Genomic DNA, 15,880 nt, shown 5'->3' on the forward strand with positions numbered 1-15,880 from the left:
AGCGAGGTAGTGTACACGCGTGTACACAGATGTATACACGTGAGTACACTATTGTATACACACGTGTATACTTTTCACCCCTAGGTAGTAGCTCTACGCTTGGTAAGTCTGCGACTAGGGACAGATGCCTCTATCTGTGGTGTATGCTCCTCTACTACTTTGCCTTCGGTCTCTAGTGATTTCATCTATCAGCCCATTGCACTTGGGCGGATGGGGGAGGGAATAGGTGTATAAATTGTATCTTTGCCTTAGTCACAGGGGATGGGGACTCTTAGTGAAGAGCCTTAGTACCCCTCGTGGATGAACAAGTGCTAACGTACCCTCTCGTGTGTCGAGAGTAAGCTATACGATCAATGTCATCACCCAAAGATATCTTGGCCGGTATGCACCGAGCCCTCGAAGAGAAGCTGAGTGACCGCTCCTGGGAGCACCGCTCACCGCATGGCCTCTTCACCCCCATTCACTATACGATTAGCCTCGGAGGTAAGCGTCTGCGTCCTCTACTCTGCTGTGTCGCCGCCCGTTGCTTCACCGAGCAGTGGCAGAGGGCTCTCCCTGCAGCTGTTGCCCTAGAGGTCTTTCACAACTTCACCCTCCTGCATGATGATCTCATGGATCGCTCTCCCCTGAGACGAGGACAGGAGACGGTCTACCGTCGCTGGGGGGACAATACGGCCATCCTCTCGGGGGATGCTATGAGCATCGAGGCCTACACCGCCCTAGCAGAGGTGGAGGACAAGGGGCTCTTGCCTGCTCTCCTGGCTTCCTTCAACAAGATGGCTATGGAGGTCTGTATCGGGCAGCAGCTGGATATGGAGTACGAGCTACGGCAGGAGGTCACGGTGGCAGAGTATATGGAGATGATACGGCTCAAGACCTCCGTCCTACTGGGGGCTTCGCTTGAGATCGGTGCTCTCATCGGAGGAGCAGATAGCCAGACCGCTCATAGCCTCTATGAGGCGGGTGTGGAGCTGGGACTTGCCTTCCAGATACAGGATGACCTACTTGATGTCTATGGCGATGAAGCGACCTTTGGTAAGCCCATCGGTGGCGATATCATCAATGCCAAGAAGACGCTGCTCTTGCTCTATGCCCTAGAGCAGCTCCGTGGTAGCGAGCTGGAGGAGCTTCGTGCTATCCTAGAGCTTAGCCCCGAGGAGCGAAGAGGGCAGGTCGCCCACGTACGTAGTCTCTATGAGCGAGTCGGGGTGCGAGCCTATGCTACTCAGGCAGTGGAGGCACACACCGCACGTGCCTATTCGCTCCTAGAGCCATTAGCTCTGAGCCAGGAGGGACGTGATCTTCTCCTCACGCTCTTCGCTACCTTAGCAGGGAGGAAGAGCTAATGGGGAGATCCTTAATAGATAGCCATACGCATATCTATGACGAGGCCTTCGATGAAGATCAAGAGGCCATGCTCCAGAGAGCCCTAGAGGCAGGTGTACGTCAGATGGTCTTGCCTAATGTCGATCAGGTAAGCTGGGAGCGTATGCTTCGCCTCGTCGAGTCTCACCCCGACTACCTCTACCCGACTATAGGCCTTCATCCTACCTCCGTGGGGGCTGACTACGAGACCCTCTTGACCTATCTGGAGGAGCAGCTCGCCCATCACTCTGTCTATGCGATCGGGGAGATAGGGCTTGACTTCTACTGGGATCGGACATACGAAGCCGAGCAGGTGGAGGTCTTCCGTAGACAGCTCGGATGGGCAGACCGCTATTCGCTCCCCGTGATCCTACATGTACGTGATGCCTTTGCTCGCGCGTTCGAGACCCTGAGGGCAGTTGCTCTTCCGGAGCTACGTGGTGTCTTCCATAGCTTCACGGGTACGGAGGATGAGCTCGAGGAGGCTTTGAGCTTCGAACACTTCTATATCGGTATCAATGGGGTGGTAACCTTCAAGAATAGCTCCCTCAAGGACTACATCACGAGGATCCCTCTCGATCGACTGCTCCTAGAGACCGATGCCCCTTACCTCTCCCCCGTGCCCAAGCGAGGTAAGCGCAACGAGCCCAGTCACCTCGTCTATACAGCCCAGTTCGTAGCCGACTGCTACGGCATAGACATAGATACGCTTACAGAGGTAACGAGCCAGAATGCACGTCGGCTCTTTGCCCTACCTACACTATAAACTACCTTCTACTTATGCAGCACATCTTAGAAACCCTAATCAAGCAGAATCGCACGTGCCGCCGTTTCGATGAGCAAACGCCCGTTGAGGCTCTTCAGATCAAGCGTTGGCTCAATGTCATACGCTACACAGCCTCGATGCGCAATGCTCAACCCCTGAAGTATATCATCGTGACAGACCCCGAGGAGTGCAACCAGATCACTGCCCTACAGCACTGGGCAGCTATGCTCCCCGACTGGGATGGCCCTGCAGTGGGCGAACGCCCGAGAGCCTATCTCATCCAGCTACTGGATACGACACTAGCACCCTCAGGACGCTTTGACGAGGGGCTACAGCTTCAGGCCCTGGGTATGCTCGCTACAGACGCTGGATACGGGATGTGTATCTTCCATGGCTATGGCAAGGGAGATATAACTCGTATGTTTAACCTTCCTACCCATCTATCGATCAACGCTGTGATCGCCCTAGGTAAGCCTGCCGAGACCATCGTCCTCGAGGAGGCTCGTAACCCCGAGGAGGTGAGGTATTGGCGGGACGAAGAGGGACGACACCACGTCCCCAAGCGTCCTCTCGAGGAGCTCATCGTGGAGCCTCACAAGCCCTCCCTCTTCTAAGATGAATCAGACTATGCAGATGAGACCGCTCATGCGCCTAGGTCTCCTAGCGCTCCTCGTCCCCTCACTCCTAGTAGGGTGCGGAGGGAGTACGAGCAAGGCCGAGACCGCCGATACTACAGGGGATAAGGAGGAGACGAGACGTACCCCTTCCCCCTTCGAGGTAGACTCCGCCTATAGCTTCCTCACGCATCAGGTATCCCTAGGGGCACGTGTGCCGGGTACTCCTGCTCATAGTGCCTGCGCTAGCTGGATTGAGAGCAAGCTGAGGGAGTGGGGATATAAGGTGACCCTCCAGCCCTTCGAGGGCAAGGACTACCATGGCAAGGACATCAGCGGGACGAATATCATCGCCACACGTCACCCTGAGGAGAGCGGTGAGCGAGTCCTACTGATGGCGCACTGGGATACACGCCCAGTCGCCGACCAAGATCCTAATCCCTACGTTCAGTCCACTCCTATACTTGGTGCCGATGACGGGGCTAGTGGGGTAGCGGTCTTGCTGGAGATAGCACGACAGGAGAGCTTGCAGAGCTCAGAGCGTGCGATCGACTTCGTGTTCTTTGACCTCGAGGATGGGGGACAGAGTGGCAGTGATGATAGCTGGTGCCTAGGGTCTACCTATTGGGCTAAGCACCCCCATACCCCTGGGTATAAGGCTCGCTACGGCATCCTACTCGATATGGTTGGAGCGCAGGGAGCACGCTTCTATTGGGAGACACTCTCTAGGGAGTATGCCCGTCCTATCCTCTCAGCCCTATGGAGTACTGCTGCACAGCTGGGCTGGGGAGGGTACTTTGTCCAGGCTAACGGTGGTGCGATGACGGATGACCACGTTCCCGTCATTCGACACCTAGGTATCCCATGTGTCGATGTGATTAACTTTGATCCCACTCGTGCCACGGGCTTTGGTAGTCACTGGCATACCACACATGATGATATGAATATCATCTCCGTCGAGACACTCCGAGCCGTCGGAGAGACCGTCTCGACTACTATCCGTGAGGAGCTCTGATAGGCTATCGGAGCAACTCTTGTACTCAAGAAAATATAGAATGTCTACAATCAACGAAATACAAGACGAGATCATCGAGGAGTTCTCTGCCCTAGAGGACTGGATGGATCGCTATGCCCTCATTATCGATCTGGGGAATACACTAGAGCCCCTACCCGAGAGCGATAAGACCCCTACGAATATCATCGAGGGCTGTCAGAGCCGGGTCTGGATAACAGCCTCCTATGAGGGGGGCAAGGTGCACTTCCGAGGGGAGAGTGATGCGATCATCGTCAAGGGGATCGTAAGCCTCCTACTGCGTGTGCTGGATGGGCAGACGCCACAGGATATCCTCGACTCAGACCTCTACTTCATCAAGGAAATAGGTCTCTCGGAGCACCTATCTCCGACGCGCTCTAATGGGCTTGTCTCGATGCTTCGCCAGATGCGCCTCTTTGCAGCAGCCTTCGCTCAGCAGTCATAATCGCCCTCTATATTATCGTTCCTCTTTATGACGCCACCAAAGCTCGTCGTGGGCTCGCTAGCCCTCTCTCTATTGACCCTAGCCCTCACCCCCTCCTGCTCCCCGCGTATGACGGGGAGGACAGTGGATGAGCGGCTTCTTTCCTTTGTCGATCCCTTCATCGGTACAGGAGAGCATGGGCATACCTTCCCTGGAGCTACCCGTCCGAATGCGATGGTACAGTTCAGCCCCGATACACACCTCCTAGGTTGGGATGCCAGCAGTGGCTACCACGCTACGGATAGTGTGATCTATGCCTTCAGTCTGACACACCTCTCGGGGACGGGGGTAGGGGATCTTGGGGATGTCGCTCTACTACCCTATAGCGGGACGGATAGCCTAAGGCCTATCGCTACCTTTGATAAGGGGACAGAGACCGCTTCTCCTGGCTATTACGCTGTCGGACTAAGCAATTTCGGTATACGGGCAGAGCTAACCTCCACAGATCGAGTTGGTCTCCTGAGAGCAAGCTATGAGGACAGTGCCAAGCGACGTCTGCTCCTAGACCTCGGGCATATCCTACAGCCCAACTGGGGGCACTCTGTCGTGGCTAATGACCTCTATCTGGTGAATGACTCCACGATCCAGGGTACATTCTATACCAAGGGCTGGGCAGAGCATCACGAGCTGAGCTATAGTATTCATCTCAGTCTACCCGCAGATAGCCTAGTACTGTATCGGGATGGTAAGCAGGCGGGACGCCTCAGCTCTGGGACAGCTCTCAAGCGAGATACCTCTGATCTCAAGCTCCATATCTACCTACCTGATGGGTCACAGCCCGTCCTCGTGAAGACGGGTATCTCTCCCGTCTCGACAGAGGGAGCAGAGCGGAACCTACAGGCGGAGCTCCCCCACTGGGACTTCGATCAGGTACACAAGGATAGCCGAGTCGTATGGGCAGAGGTGCTGAACAAGATACAGATAGAGACGCAGGATACGGCCGTACTTCGCAACTTCTATACAGCCCTCTACCATGCCCATATCGCCCCATATAACTATCAGGATGTCGATGGATCCTTCAGAGGTATGGACAAGGCGATACACAAGAATGCAGATCCACGTGATGGCCATTATACAGTCTTCTCCCTCTGGGATACCTATCGTGCACTACATCCACTGCTCACGATCATTGATCCCGATCGAGCCCTGCGCTATGGCCGTAGTCTCGTCAGTGACTATGATGAGGGGACTATTTTGCCCCGCTGGCCACTTGCCTCTAACTACACAGGGTGTATGCCCGCCTATCACTCGGTCAGTGTCCTCGCCGACCTCGTGGCTAAGGGCATCGCTAAGGGAGAGAACCTCCGCCACTGGACAGAGGCTGCACAGCGTAGCTCTATCTATAGAGAGGATCTTGCGCAGAAGTTCGCTGGCACACGTGAGCTAGACCTGATCACACGTCACCCTTACTACAAGGAACGCTATGGCATCATCCCTGCGGACTCTATCCCTGAGAGTGTAAGCTGGGGTGTAGAGATGGCCTATGATGACTGGTGTATAGCACGTATAGCAGAGGAAGCAGGCCTAGACTCAGTGATGAAGGAGTATGACAAGCGTGGCCTCTACTACCGTCGCTACTGGGACAAGGAGACTCGTCTGATGCGTCCTGTGATGGGTAATGGCACCTTCCGTACACCCTTCAACCCCCGATACTCTGCTCATGCAAAGAGTGACTATACCGAGGGTAATGCCTACCAGTGGAGCTTCTATGCTCCACATGATATGACAGGGTTCCTAGCTCTCATGGGAGGGAAGAGTGTCCTAGAGGCTAACCTTGATACCCTCTTCACGACCTCCTCTCGTATCGATGGGGCAGAGCAGTCGGGCGATATAACGGGGCTCATCGGGCAGTATGCGCATGGCAACGAGCCTAGCCACCACATCGCCTATCTCTATAACTATACCGATTCTCCCCACAAGGGGCAAGCGATCCTAGACACTGTACTGCATCACTTCTATAAGCCTACTCCAGACGGGATCATTGGCAATGAGGACTGCGGGCAGATGTCAGCATGGTATATCCTCAGTGCACTCGGCTTCTACCAGGTCTGCCCTGGTAAGGCTGAGTATATGATCGGTCGTCCACTAGTCGATCGTGCTACTCTTAGCCTGCCCAAGGGTACATTCACTATCGAAGTGCAGGGCAATAGCAAGGTGAATAAGTACGTGCAGTCCGCCACGATCAACGGACGTGACATCACGAAGACCCTAACCTTCACCCACGATGAACTCCGTCCTCAGGGTAAGCTCGTCATCGTCATGGGCCCCAAGCCAAGGAGCTAAGGTGTAGACATAGCTAAGCACAATCCACTGCGGTATAAAAGGTCAAGAGCCGTACTCGGGTATCATCCCGAGTACGGCTCTTGACCTTTTCGTCTCCTATTAGATAGGCGAAGGGGAGAAGCTACGGCTCCTAGCGGTTACGCTCCTTGTCCTCTTTCTCGTCCTCTTTCTCGTCCTCTTTCTTGTCCTTGGGGTAATACCCATAGTCATATTGGGAGCGACGACGCTCTCGGTAGCGTAGGATGAGGTAGAGCACAGCGAGGACAAGTCCTGCACCACAGAAGGTGAGTGTCCAGCGCAGCCCTTCACCCTCAAGAGGTGACGACCCCGTGGGGTAGAAGAAGTAGCCCAGCACAGCTATGTAGAGTAGGAGAAGGGCTAGGCGGATCTGTATACGTTTCATATCGGGGGATTATTAGCTGAGATGGGTGTTGTCTCGTAGGGCAAGGAGTTCCTCGAGGTAGCGACGGCTGTTGGAGAGGCGAGGCACCTTGTGTTGTCCGCCGAGCTTGCCCTGCCCCTCTAGCCAGCTATGGAAGAGCCCTGTGGGGGCTAGCTCTAGGTGTAGGGGATAGAGGGTCATATCCTCATACCGCTTGGCATCGTAGTCGGAGTTGAGCCGACGGAGCTGATCGTCTAGGATCTGTGCGAAGAGGGCGGTATCCTCTGGTGCTCGGCTAAACTCTATGAGCCAGTCGTGGCGTCCCTTCCCCTGCTCGAGGAAGAAGTGTGGGGCAGCCGTATAGTCCGAGACCTGTGCCCCCGTAGCTTGGCAAGCCTGAGAGATTGCCTCGTCGGTATTGGCCACCATGAGCTCCTCTCCGAAGGCGTTGATGTAATGCTTCGTACGGCCAGATATGATGACTCGATAGGGAGCCAACGAGGTGAAGCGTACCGTGTCTCCGATCATGTAGCGATAGAGCCCTCCTAGGGTAGAGATGACGAGGGCATAGTCTCGTCCTAGCTCTACCTCCCAGAGTGGGATGGCACGGAGGGAAGAGAGGTCTTCGCTCAGTTCGCTCATAGGAACAAACTCGTAGAAGATCCCATAGTCAAGCATCAGCAGCATCCCCTGCTCCCTCGGGTCGTCTTGTATGGCGAAGAAGCCTTCGCTAGCATTGTAGGTCTCCTCGTAGCGCATTCGGCTAGAGGGGATCAGTTCTCGATAGGTCTCCCGATAAGGGCTAAAGCTGATTCCACCATGGAAGAAGACTTCGAGCGAAGGCCAGACCTCGCTGATGTCCTTTGCTCCAGTGTAGGCAAGTACTTCCTTGAGTAAGACCAGCATCCAGGAGGGGACGCCTGATAGGCTCCCAACATTGGCACGTGCTACCTCTCGGACGATCGTCTGCATCTTTGCTGTCCATTCGCCCATGAGGAGAGTCTTCTTGGAGGGCACACGGAGGAGCTCCCCGAGGAGCGGCATGTGCTCGACGAGGATGGCACTTAGGTCACCCGTCTTCGCTCCGCTACCTACAGACACAGGGGAATGGCTTCCCCCTAGGACGAGCCCCTTGGTGGAGAAGAAGCGACTATCCGGATAGTTCCTGAGGTAGATCCATAGCGCATCGCTTCCACCTCGGTAGTGGCACTGCTGTAGGTGGAGGTAGGGGACTGGGATGTACTTACTGCGGTCACTCGTCGTACCGCTAGACTTGGCGTACCAGCTACATGTGCCGGGGACGAGTATATCCCGCTCCCCTCGCATCATACGCTCGATGTCTCCCTTGCAGGCCTCATAGTCCTGTAGTGGGACACGCTCGGTGTAGGTGCGGTAGTTGGTCTGCCTCGAGAGACTAAGCTCTCGGGCGAACTCTGTCCGAGAGGAGCGGTCGAGGATGTGACGTAACTGACGTAGCTGGAGCCACTCTGCTTGGCTACTATATCCCTCTATCTTACGTAGCCGTAGCTTGGCTATTTGGTAGATGAGGTTGGTCTTGATGTCCATCGTGTCTAGTCCTAAGTGGGTTAGTGAGTATAGCCCTCCCGACGAGCTAAGCTCCTGCGTACATCCTCTGCCCGTAGGTAGCGCTGATAGAAGGCTTCCTCTCGCTCGAAGAGCTTCTGCCGAAGAGATGAGGCAGGCAGTAGATGCCGTATGTGACGTGTCCACAGATACCCATCATAGAGACGTAAGTACCTGCGGGTGGTGAGCCCATAGGTATTCGTGGAGTAGCGTAGGGCAAGCTTGGGGAGTCGGCGTAGCCAGAATCGGTCACAAGCCTTCTCGAGCGCCTCGAAGAAGGGTGCGAACTCCCATCTCCTTCGCTCTGTATAGGCCTCGGCGAGTGTAGCGCAGGCTCGTCTTGAATGGAAGAGACGCTCTAGGCTACGAATGCTCTCACGAGGAGATAGCGGATAAGGGGCAAAGCGCATGCGGTTCAGATCAATGAGGTAGAAGTCGTATCGCCCTGTGATCTCATCCCGCACATAGGGGAGGTTGCCTGGGGAAAGGTCTTCGTGGATCACCCCACACTCATGTAGCTCAGCTAAGTAGTGTCCTAGGGCACGGATGAGGTCCTCTGAATAGGCTTCCCCTGCAGCGTAGGGCTGTAGTGTCACCTCTGTGGCCTTGATATAGCGACAGACATAGTAGCTATCAGTGAGAGCCCCTAGAGGGCTATGTGTCTCTATATAGCCGATAGGCTCAGGAGTCAGGAACTCCATCACCTGAAGCTGTAGGGCATTTAGGTAGGAGCGTCGGGCCTTGCTGCTATTGCTCCATCCGTAGTAGGTAGAGCGGAGGAAACCCAGCTTACCGAAATGCTTGACGACAAAGTCCCCCTCGGGGCATTGTATTCGGTAGAGCACATTACGTCCTCTGTAGATCTCACTACACACGACCCCTTCGATGGGTGAACTGGGATCACCAGCTCTCTGTATGTAGTGTGCTAGTCGCTTGAGTAGCTCCACACCCTCGGGGAGGGCACTCCTATAGTTTGTCACGATGCCTATCTTATCTATAATCTAAATCTTTGTATACCCCGCAAAGATACAAAGAACGTCTACACATCCCATTCCCAAGACCTTACTATCTCCCATCGCAGTGGAGCTATGTGTCCCTCGCTCTGCTACTAGGTGAGAGCCCTACTAGGCGAGAGCCTCCCCCCTAAGATCAGGGCTGACGCATGAAATCACCATAGAGCAAGGGTAAGGTCGTCAAGGAGCATATGCCGACGATAGAAGTACCTATGTCCTAGTGTAGATATGCCAAGTGAATACCTCCTACCTAGGAGGGATAAGTATACACGTGTGTATACAACAGTGTACCCACGTGTACACAACAGTATACACGCGTGTACACAACCTCACTCTAAGTATCATCCCGGTAGGCCCTCTTATTTACCTCTCCTAGGGGCTAATGTCTAGGCACTCTAGGGGATGCAGCTAGGGCTCCCTTGGCTATGAAATAATATCCCCAAAGAGGCAAAGGGTGGAGTATACAGGAGGTCGTATTTAGTAGCTAGGGAGGGGAGAGGGCGGATGTCTGGAGAGTTATGGGATCGGAAGTTAGATGGGGAGGGGGGAGTCATCGGGTGGTGGTAATGACTAGAGCTAGGCAGGGATGAGAGAGGCTGTGGGGGGAGAGGCTGGGGTTGGTGGCAGGGTAGGACGTTTTTAGCCTTTTTGTGTTCGATAGGTAGATTTTGTATCTTTAGTCACTAAATAGCTAGTCAAAAAGGATCCAAAGTGTATGTTCAGCGAAGACGAAAAGAGACAGATCTACCAATGTAGTCGCTACCTAGTGAAGGCACTACAGCCCACGATCGGTCAGCAGGAGAGACGCTCGACCTACACCTGGCTGGCTCAGTCCGTTGAGGCTGGTTGCTTCGAGACGAAGGATGAGGGACTACACCGCATGCACGGGCTCATCCTACAGCTAGAGGTCGCCTGCCTAGTGGCTCGAGAGCTGGGGCTGGATGCACCTTCGATCCTCGCCGTCCTACTCTATCGCCCCTTCGCCAAAGGTCTCCTATCGAGTGAGGAGATCACGTCTTGTCATGGGGCGGAGGTCGTACGTCTACTGCAGCTCCTGACACGTACCTCGGAGCTCTATATGCGTAGGGAAGCGATCAGTTCGGAGAACTTTCACAACCTCCTCATCTCTATGGCTGAGGACATGCGTGTCGTGCTCATCATCATCGCCGACCGCCTCTATCTCCTACGCCATGCCAAGAGCTTCTACACGGAGGAGGCTCGTACACAGCTTGCCTCTGAGATCTCCTTCCTCTACGCTCCGATCGCTCACCGCCTAGGGCTCTATACCATCAAGGGGGAGATGGAGGACCTCTGTCTACGTTACCTACAGCCGAAGACCTACGGCTTCATCACCCGCAAGCTCGGTGAGACGAAGGCAGCCCGAGATGCCTATATCGCAGCCTTCATCACCCCGGTGCGAGAGCGACTACAGGCAGAGCTCTGTGTCCCCTTTGAGATGAAGGGGCGAGTCAAGAGCATCAGCTCTATTAACAACAAGCTGAAGAAGCTCCCCTTCGAGGATATCTATGACCTATTCGCCATCCGAGTGATCCTAGATGTCCCCCTCGAGCGGGAGCGTCAGGTCTGCTGGCAGGTCTACTCCATCATCACGGATATGTACCGCCCGAACCCCGAGCGTCTCAAGGACTGGATCTCCATCCCCAAGAGCAACGGCTACGAGAGCCTCCACACTACCGTCCTCGGACCCGAGAACCGCTGGGTGGAGGTGCAGATCCGCACCAAGCGGATGGATGTAATCGCCGAGCGTGGAGTGGCAGCCCACTGGCGGTACAAGGGCATACGTAGCGAGCATGGGCTGGATGACTTCCTCGCCTCGGTGCGGGAGGCTCTGGAGGCAGTACGAGATACCTCGCAGGAGGATGAGAAGCGTCAGACGCTAGAGTCCTCGCTCCTCACCCTCAAGGCTCGGGAGATCTACGTCTTCACCCCGAAGGGTGAGATCCTCAAGCTCCCTCAGGGGGCGACCCTCCTTGACTTTGCCTTCATGATCCATAGTCGTGTAGGTGCACGGGCTATATCGGGTAAGGTTAATGGCAAGAACGTCTCTCTGCGCCATCAGCTCAATAATGGCGATAGCATCGAGGTCATCACCTCACCACAGCAGAGCCCTAAGCCTGGGTGGATCTCCATCGTCGTCAGTCCTAAGGCCAAGGCTAAGATCCGTCAGCTCCTCCGAGCCGAGGAGGAGGCGGGTATCAGTGTGGCCAAGGAGCTGATCCGAAGGAGGATGAAGAATAGGAAGCTCCCCTTCGAGGAAGCAGCCTTCATCCGTGTCACTCAGCGCAAGGGCTATAAGACTCTCTCGGACTTCTACCGTGACCTCACCCGAGATCGCCTAGATGTCCATGACTTCCTCAACCTCTACGAGCAGGAGCTTCACTCAGCCTCCGCCCTAGAGGGACAGCCGACAGCGGGGGCATCACGCTCGGCGGAGAGCTTCGTCTACAGCGAGGCAGAGGGCGAGGTGCCTGCGATCACCTCTTCCTCCGAGGTCTTGATCCTAGACCGAGGTCTCTCGGGTGTGGCTTATAGCCTAGCCCAGTGCTGCCAGCCCGTCTATGGGGATGAGGTCTTCGGGCTCGTGACCTCTCGTGGTATCAAGGTGCATCGCACCAATTGCCCTAACGCCCCCGATATGTTCGCCCACTCCCCGCACAAGATCATCGGGGCACGCTGGAACGGCGATGAGGGACGGGCGCAGGTCATGAGCCTAGAGGTCGTCGGGCGTGACGAGCTAGCTATCGCCACCAATATCACATCGCTCATCCGCAAGGAGAGCGGGATCAAGCTCCGTAGCTATGCAATCCACTCGGAGGATGGGCTCTTCCATGGAGCCTTCGTTCTGTATGTGGAGCGTAGGGAGGCATTGACCCTTTTGCTTAAGAAGATACGAGGAGCCTCGGGTGTCAAGCACGCAGGGCTCCTCAGCCACTAAAGAGAACACTATATGCATACAGCAAGCACATTAACAGATACAACTATGGATATCACAGAAAGAGAACTAAAGTATCTCGGGCTACTATCCAAGCAGTTCCCCAACGCAGCCTCAGCAGCCTCCGAGATCATGAACCTACAGGCTATCCTGAACCTCCCTAAGGGTACAGAGCACTTCCTGGCCGATATACACGGTGAGTATGAGGCCTTCATCCATGTACTGAAGAACGCCTCGGGTACCATCCGTACCAAGGTGGAGAGCCTCTTCGCCGGGCAGATACGTGAGCAGGAGCTTCGCCAGCTCTGCACGCTCATCTACTACCCTAAGGAAAGCCTAGAGCGACTAGCACAGAAGCAAGCTATCACTACCGACTGGTACAAGGTCACGCTCAACCAACTCATCAAGGTGCTCCAGCGTGTGAGTGAGAAGTACACACGCTCCAAGGTGCGCAAGGCCCTCCCCCCTCAGTACAGCTACATCACTCAGGAGCTCACCCATGAGGATAGTATGAACCCCAAGAAATCTGCCTATGTAGGTGCTATCCTCGACTCGATCATCGAGACAGGGCAGGCCGATGACTTCATCACTGCTATCTGTGAGACTATACAGAGGCTGGCTATCGACCACCTACATATCGTAGGCGATGTCTTCGACCGTGGCCCAGGGGCACATGTCATCATGGACAAGCTCCTGACCTACCACAACGTGGATATCCAGTGGGGGAACCATGATATGCTCTGGATGGGGGCTGCCGCAGGGAATGCTGCTAGTATGGCCAATGCGATACGTATCGCCCTGCGCTATGCCAACTCCTCTACACTGGAGAACGGCTATGGGATCAATATGCTCCCTCTAGCTCGTCTAGCTATGGAGGTCTATGGCAAGGATCCTTGTAAGGCCTTCGCTCCGAAGCTCGGGGATACAGATGAGAAGTATGACGACAAGAGCCTAGCGCTGATGGGACAGATGCACAAGGCGATCGCTATCATACAATTCAAGCTCGAGCACCAGATCATCGCCCGCCGTCCCGAGTACAAGATGGAGGATAGAGATCTCCTACACCGCCTAGACCTAGGGGCAGGGACGGTCACCCTCCCTGATGGTAAGACGTACCCACTCAAGGATACCCACTTCCCCACCATCGATCCTAATGATCCCTATCGCCTCACGGAGATGGAGGCAGAGGTCGTGGAGAAGCTCCTGCACTCCTTCACGCACAGCGAGAAGCTGCGTAGCCACATCAACTTCCTCTACAAGAAGGGAGGAATGTATCTGACCTACAACCACAATCTCCTCTTCCATGCCTCAGTCCCCCTCAACGAGGATAGAACCTTCAAGAAGATCCGTATCGGTAAGAAGCTCTACGCGGGACGTGCGATGATGGATCGTGTCGATGAACTCGTACGTCGTGCACACTGGTCTTCGTCTGACCATATCGAGCACGCTGAGGCTGTGGACTTCCTCTGGTATCTATGGTGTGGCTCAGACTCACCTCTCTTCGATAAGTCGGCGATGACGACCTTCGAGCGATATTTCATCGCAGACAAGGAGACACATCACGAGGAGAAGGGGTACTACTATGTCTATAGGGTCGAGCAGGAGGTGTGTGAGCGCATCCTAGAGGAGTTTGGCCTAACAGGTACTGATACCCATATCATCAATGGTCATGTCCCCGTGAAGGCTGTCAAGGGAGAGCATCCTCTACAGGCCGGTGGTAAGCTCATGCTCATCGATGGTGGCTTCAGCCGTGCCTATCAGTCCAGTACTGGGATAGCAGGCTATACGCTGATCTTCAATTCGCAAGGACTACATCTGGTGAAGCATGAGCCCTTCAGCTCTACGAAGGAGGCCATCGAGCATATGGAGGACATCTCTAGTACCTCGGTAGTTAGGGAGTATGCGACGGATCGTGTCCTCGTACGTGCCACTGACCAAGGGATCATCCTCAAGGATCAGGTAGATGAGCTCAAGAAGCTCCTCTATGCCTACCGCCACGGACTGATCAAGGAGAAGGAGTAGACTCTATCACCCAGATCCCCCACCCCTCGGATGAGGGTGTGCGAGAGCTTGGGGACTTGGGTAACTGAACCAAAACTGAGGTTCATTGTTAATAATACTGAAGACGCAGGGAGACACTAACCATTAAGTGGATGAGTGCTCCCTGCGTTGTACTTATAATACATTTATCGGTATAATAGACAATGAATAAGATTCAGAAGGTCTCACTCTTCGGACTATTTAGCCTGAGCCTAGCGATCGCTGCTTGCTCGGGGCAGAAGGGACAGAATGCAGTCTCCGCCAGCGACTCAGTCGCAGCCAATACGATCTCTGCAGGGCAAGTCATAGCTGTCGATAGCTCGGCTTCCTATCTGAGCTGGAAGGGCCTTAAGCCAGGTGGACAGCACTATGGTAAGCTCCCCGTAAGTGCGGGTGAGCTTGACCTCAAGGATGGTGTCCTCAGAGCAGGCTCTGTCTCCATCCAGATGAATGGCATCATAGTAGAAGACCTCAAGCCCGAGGATGGAGGGAACAAGCTCAAGCAGCATCTAGAGAGTGAGGACTTCTTCGATGCAGCGAAGTACCCAGAGGCTCGCTTCGAACTTACCAATCTCCCCGCTGAGGGTATCAAGGCCACGGAACTGACCGAGCTACAGGGCAACCTCACGCTGAAGGACGTAACGAAGAACATCACGATCCCCGTCGCCTCCGTCGTAGCTGACCCCACCACAGGAGCCTATACGATCACGAGCAAGACCTTCACGATCAATCGTGCTGACTGGAATGTCAAGTATGGCTCAAAGAGCTTCTTCACGGGACTAGGCGATAAGTTCATCAATGACGATATCGAACTGAGCTTTGTCCTAAAGACGAAGTAAGTCCTCCGACAGCTCTGGTGTATATAGAGAATAAATAAGCCCCCTATCTCCTCTGAGATAGGGGGCTTATTTACTTTTGAGGATTTCAGTAGCTCTACTACTTGTCGCGACGCTTTAGCTCATCGCGGATCTCACGTAGGAGTTCGATATCCTCAGGCGTAGGAGCTGGAGCCTCTGGTTGCTCTGCCTGCTTCTTGCGTAGGCTGTTCATCAGCTTGATCAGAAGGAAGATACATAAGGCAATGATGAAGAAGTCTACAGTCGCCTGTACGAAGCTACCCCAATTGAGGGTGATGGCTTCCTTGAGGACCTCTCCGCTGGCTGCATCTGTCTGAGCTTCGCGTAGGACGACCTTGGCGTCGTCGAAGCTGCTACCCGTGATGAGCCCGATGGGAGGCATGATGATATCGTTTACTAGAGAGGTGACGATCTTACCGAAGGCACCACCGATGATGATACCGACGGCCATATCCATGACATTCCCCTTCAGAGCAAACTCCTTAAATTCTTGGATGAACTTTCCC

13 protein-coding genes are annotated in these 15,880 nt (G+C 54.6%); 9 read left to right on the forward strand and 4 right to left on the reverse strand.

Annotation, left to right across the window (positions count from 1 at the left end; translation table 11 throughout):
- Window positions 1–353: 353 nt before the first annotated feature.
- Genes QZ554_RS06215 through QZ554_RS06240 form a run of 6 tightly spaced genes read left to right on the forward strand, consistent with a single transcriptional unit; the run spans window position 354 to window position 6,545 of the window.
- On the forward strand, window positions 354–1,346 hold the full coding sequence (locus QZ554_RS06215) for a polyprenyl synthetase family protein (protein ID WP_297195077.1): 993 nt from the start codon (window positions 354–356) through the stop codon (window positions 1,344–1,346).
- Entirely contained in the window at window positions 1,346–2,131 is a 786-nt protein-coding gene (locus QZ554_RS06220) for a TatD family hydrolase (protein ID WP_297195078.1), read from the forward strand. Before QZ554_RS06215 ends, QZ554_RS06220 begins: the two co-directional genes overlap by 1 nt.
- 14 nt (window positions 2,132–2,145) lie before the next feature.
- A complete protein-coding gene (locus QZ554_RS06225; protein ID WP_297195080.1) occupies window positions 2,146–2,745 on the forward strand; it encodes a nitroreductase family protein in 600 nt (199 codons plus the stop codon).
- 13 nt (window positions 2,746–2,758) lie between these two features.
- On the forward strand, window positions 2,759–3,760 hold the full coding sequence (locus QZ554_RS06230) for a M28 family peptidase (RefSeq protein WP_297195081.1): 1,002 nt from the start codon (window positions 2,759–2,761) through the stop codon (window positions 3,758–3,760).
- 40 nt (window positions 3,761–3,800) lie between these two features.
- Window positions 3,801–4,223 (forward strand): SufE family protein, encoded by a 423-nt coding sequence (locus tag QZ554_RS06235; RefSeq protein WP_297195083.1) that lies wholly within the window; start codon window positions 3,801–3,803, stop codon window positions 4,221–4,223.
- Window positions 4,224–4,250: 27 nt separating this feature from the next.
- Complete coding sequence (locus tag QZ554_RS06240; protein WP_297195085.1) at window positions 4,251–6,545, forward strand: GH92 family glycosyl hydrolase; 2,295 nt, start codon at window positions 4,251–4,253, stop codon at window positions 6,543–6,545.
- A gap of 130 nt (window positions 6,546–6,675) precedes the next feature.
- On the opposite strand, the gene QZ554_RS06245 is transcribed toward QZ554_RS06240, so the two are convergent.
- The 3 genes from QZ554_RS06245 to QZ554_RS06255 are packed head-to-tail and all read right to left on the reverse strand — an operon-like array spanning window position 6,676 to window position 9,491.
- Complete coding sequence (locus QZ554_RS06245) at window positions 6,676–6,948, reverse strand: hypothetical protein (RefSeq protein ID WP_297195087.1); 273 nt, start codon at window positions 6,946–6,948, stop codon at window positions 6,676–6,678.
- A gap of 12 nt (window positions 6,949–6,960) precedes the next feature.
- Entirely contained in the window at window positions 6,961–8,493 is a 1,533-nt protein-coding gene (locus tag QZ554_RS06250) for a GH3 auxin-responsive promoter family protein (RefSeq protein WP_297195089.1), read from the reverse strand.
- 20 nt (window positions 8,494–8,513) lie between these two features.
- Window positions 8,514–9,491 carry a lipopolysaccharide kinase InaA family protein gene (locus tag QZ554_RS06255; RefSeq protein WP_297195090.1) on the reverse strand — a complete coding sequence of 326 codons (978 nt, stop codon included), beginning with the start codon at window positions 9,489–9,491 and terminating at the stop codon, window positions 8,514–8,516.
- Between the two features lie 748 nt (window positions 9,492–10,239).
- Between QZ554_RS06255 and QZ554_RS06260 the strand changes: the two genes are divergently transcribed.
- The 3 genes from QZ554_RS06260 (at window position 10,240) to QZ554_RS06270 (ending at window position 15,356) form a co-directional block, all read left to right on the forward strand.
- Window positions 10,240–12,480, forward strand: coding sequence for an HD domain-containing protein (locus tag QZ554_RS06260; RefSeq protein WP_297195092.1), 2,241 nt, complete (start codon window positions 10,240–10,242; stop codon window positions 12,478–12,480).
- Window positions 12,481–12,525: 45 nt separating this feature from the next.
- A complete protein-coding gene (locus tag QZ554_RS06265; protein ID WP_297195094.1) occupies window positions 12,526–14,499 on the forward strand; it encodes a fructose-1,6-bisphosphatase in 1,974 nt (657 codons plus the stop codon).
- A gap of 182 nt (window positions 14,500–14,681) precedes the next feature.
- The gene (locus tag QZ554_RS06270) at window positions 14,682–15,356 is read left to right on the forward strand and encodes a YceI family protein (protein ID WP_297195096.1); all 675 of its coding nucleotides are present in this window, start codon (window positions 14,682–14,684) and stop codon (window positions 15,354–15,356) included.
- Window positions 15,357–15,453: 97 nt separating this feature from the next.
- Here QZ554_RS06270 and mscL read toward each other — a convergent pair.
- Window positions 15,454–15,880, reverse strand: a 427-nt coding sequence (gene mscL, locus QZ554_RS06275) for a large-conductance mechanosensitive channel protein MscL (RefSeq protein ID WP_297195098.1), incomplete at its 5' end; no start/stop codon positions are given.

The organism is uncultured Porphyromonas sp., assembly GCF_915070105.1.
Lineage (GTDB): Bacteria > Bacteroidota > Bacteroidia > Bacteroidales > Porphyromonadaceae > Porphyromonas.

What these genes read in the sequence shown, in the direction of transcription:
- QZ554_RS06215 (WP_297195077.1), top strand. Translation starts at nt 354, where the DNA reads ATGTCATCACCCAAAGATATCTTGGCCGGTATGCACCGAGCCCTCGAA.
- QZ554_RS06220 (WP_297195078.1), top strand. Translation starts at nt 1,346, where the DNA reads ATGGGGAGATCCTTAATAGATAGCCATACGCATATCTATGACGAGGCC.
- QZ554_RS06225 (WP_297195080.1), top strand. Translation starts at nt 2,146, where the DNA reads ATGCAGCACATCTTAGAAACCCTAATCAAGCAGAATCGCACGTGCCGC.
- QZ554_RS06230 (WP_297195081.1), top strand. Translation starts at nt 2,759, where the DNA reads ATGCAGATGAGACCGCTCATGCGCCTAGGTCTCCTAGCGCTCCTCGTC.
- QZ554_RS06235 (WP_297195083.1), top strand. Translation starts at nt 3,801, where the DNA reads ATGTCTACAATCAACGAAATACAAGACGAGATCATCGAGGAGTTCTCT.
- QZ554_RS06240 (WP_297195085.1), top strand. Translation starts at nt 4,251, where the DNA reads ATGACGCCACCAAAGCTCGTCGTGGGCTCGCTAGCCCTCTCTCTATTG.
- QZ554_RS06245 (WP_297195087.1), bottom strand. Translation starts at nt 6,948, where the DNA reads ATGAAACGTATACAGATCCGCCTAGCCCTTCTCCTACTCTACATAGCT.
- QZ554_RS06250 (WP_297195089.1), bottom strand. Translation starts at nt 8,493, where the DNA reads ATGGACATCAAGACCAACCTCATCTACCAAATAGCCAAGCTACGGCTA.
- QZ554_RS06260 (WP_297195092.1), top strand. Translation starts at nt 10,240, where the DNA reads ATGTTCAGCGAAGACGAAAAGAGACAGATCTACCAATGTAGTCGCTAC.
- QZ554_RS06265 (WP_297195094.1), top strand. Translation starts at nt 12,526, where the DNA reads ATGGATATCACAGAAAGAGAACTAAAGTATCTCGGGCTACTATCCAAG.
- QZ554_RS06270 (WP_297195096.1), top strand. Translation starts at nt 14,682, where the DNA reads ATGAATAAGATTCAGAAGGTCTCACTCTTCGGACTATTTAGCCTGAGC.